Source organism: Streptococcus sp. GMD4S (assembly GCF_000296955.1).
In genome coordinates this window covers 1-2,165 of record NZ_AJRE01000484.1, presented here as the reverse complement: position 1 = coordinate 2,165, position 2,165 = coordinate 1, and the positions used below count along the sequence as shown (strand labels likewise).

Below are 2,165 nucleotides of genomic sequence, written 5' to 3'. Positions count from 1 at the left end.
CACAAAGACACCAAATCTTCTTCATTTAGTTTTCTTAAATAAACCATACTTTTTCCTAATCCAACGCCTTGACTTCATCAGCTACTTTTTGTAGATATTTTTGTCTTGTAGAATTTGTATTCACCTCACGCCCTAACTCACCCAAAATTGAAACTTTCTTTGTTTTAATACCGCAGTGATTTAGGACAGCATTCTTTAATACTGATATTCCATAACTGTCTGGGATATTGATAGGACCTGAAAATACTTTGTACCACCATGTTGGTGCCATGGATGTTGCGTAAATACTAGCTGTTTTTCCTTTTAGTAACTTTTTAAACTGCTGACCCCTTAAGTAGTTTAAAATAAAACTTCCTTGATTATTGGCAGAGTACGCAATTCCTGGCGTGAAAACACGATCAATCCAACCCTTCAATAAACTAGGCATACTACTCCACCAAATTGGATAAACAAAAATGAAATGATCTGCCCACTGAATTAATTCCTGAGAGCGAAGTATGAAGGGGTCCTCTTCCATCCGTTTTCGATAACCATAACGTAATACAGGATCAAAATCTATCTCATTTAGGTTAATAGATTCAAGCTCATGATGATTTGAGTCAATATTTTCTACAATCGTTTGAAAAATTTCTTGACAGAAACTTCCCTTGTCATGATGTCCATTGATGACTAAAATTTTCATTCGTTTTCTCCTTCACTACCCCAACGCCTTGACTTCCAACATCATATCGCGTATCTGAGCTGCCAGTTCAAAGTCAAGCACTTCGACGGCTTCTTGCATTTGTTTTTCCAGTTTCTTGACGAGTTCTTTGCGTTCTTGTTTGTTGAGGCTATTGATATCGACTTCCTTGTCCTCTTCCTTAGAAACTGCCTTGGTCACAGCAATCAGGTCACGGATTTCTTTCTTAATGGTTTGAGGTACGATACCATGCTCTTCATTATAAGCCATCTGGATTTTCCGACGGCGAGCCGTTTCATCGATGGCACGTTGCATAGACTGAGTCATCGTGTCCGCATACATGATTACATGCCCTTCGCTATTACGGGCAGCACGGCCAATGGTCTGGATGAGGCCACGTTCGTTACGAAGGAAGCCTTCCTTGTCAGCATCTAGAATAGCAACCAAACTTACTTCAGGTACGTCAATCCCTTCGCGGAGCAGGTTGATTCCGACCAAGACATCAAAAACACCCAAGCGTAGGTCACGGATAATCTCCGTCCGCTCCAAGGTCTTGATGTCCGAGTGCATATACTTGACCTTGATGCCCATTTCTTTGAAGTAGTCGGTCAAGTCTTCTGCCATTTTCTTAGTCAAGGTGGTAATAAAGGTCCGTTCATTCTTTTCAACATGGGCATTGATTTCACCTAGGAGGTCATCAATCTGTCCCATAGTTGGACGAACTTCCACTTCAGGATCTAGAAGTCCTGTCGGACGAATGATTTGCTCAATTATTGTCTCGGTCTGTTCATTTTCATAGTCACCTGGTGTCGCTGAAACGTAAACAATCTGGTGCACATGACTTTCAAACTCCTCCCGACGGAGAGGGCGATTGTCCAAGGCAGACGGCAAACGGAAACCATAATTGACCAACATTTCCTTACGAGAACGGTCTCCATTATACATGCCCTTGATTTGCCCCATGGTCATGTGACTTTCATCAATCATGATCAAGAAATCATTTGGGAAAAAGTCGAGAAGCGTATAAGGAGGCTCTCCTTCACTACGACCATCCATGTGGCGTGAGTAGTTTTCAACACCGTTGGTATAGCCCATCTCACGTAACATCTCAATATCATACTCTGTTCGCTGTTTCAAACGCTGGGCTTCTAGCAGTTTGCCTTCCTTCTCAAAGACAGCTAACTGCTCTTCTAATTCTGCTTGAATTTTCGCAATCGCAACTTCCATGTGGTCATCATTGGTCACAAAGTGAGTGGCAGGGAAAATCGCCAAATGATCGACTTCTCCCAATACCTGACCTGTCAAAGCCTCAACTTCACGGATACGGTCAATCTCATCCCCGAAAAACTCTACTCGAAAAGCGTGTTCATCACGAGAAGCTGGGAAAATCTCCACCACATCCCCACGCACACGAAATCTTCCCCGTTGGAAATCAATATCATTACGTTCAAATTGGATATCAACCAAGTCATTCAAGAGTTTATCA

At 42.2% G+C, this 2,165-nt stretch carries 2 protein-coding genes; both read right to left on the bottom strand.

Features of this window, described 5'->3' with window-relative positions; all coding sequences use genetic code 11:
- Positions 1 to 55: 55 nt before the first annotated feature.
- Complete coding sequence (locus tag GMD4S_RS11935; RefSeq protein ID WP_000699273.1) at positions 56 to 682, bottom strand: NAD(P)H-dependent oxidoreductase; 627 nt, start codon at positions 680 to 682, stop codon at positions 56 to 58.
- Positions 683 to 697: 15 nt separating this feature from the next.
- A partial coding sequence (gene uvrB, locus GMD4S_RS11930) for an excinuclease ABC subunit UvrB (RefSeq protein ID WP_000001710.1) occupies positions 698 to 2,165 on the bottom strand: 1,468 nt, incomplete at its 5' end.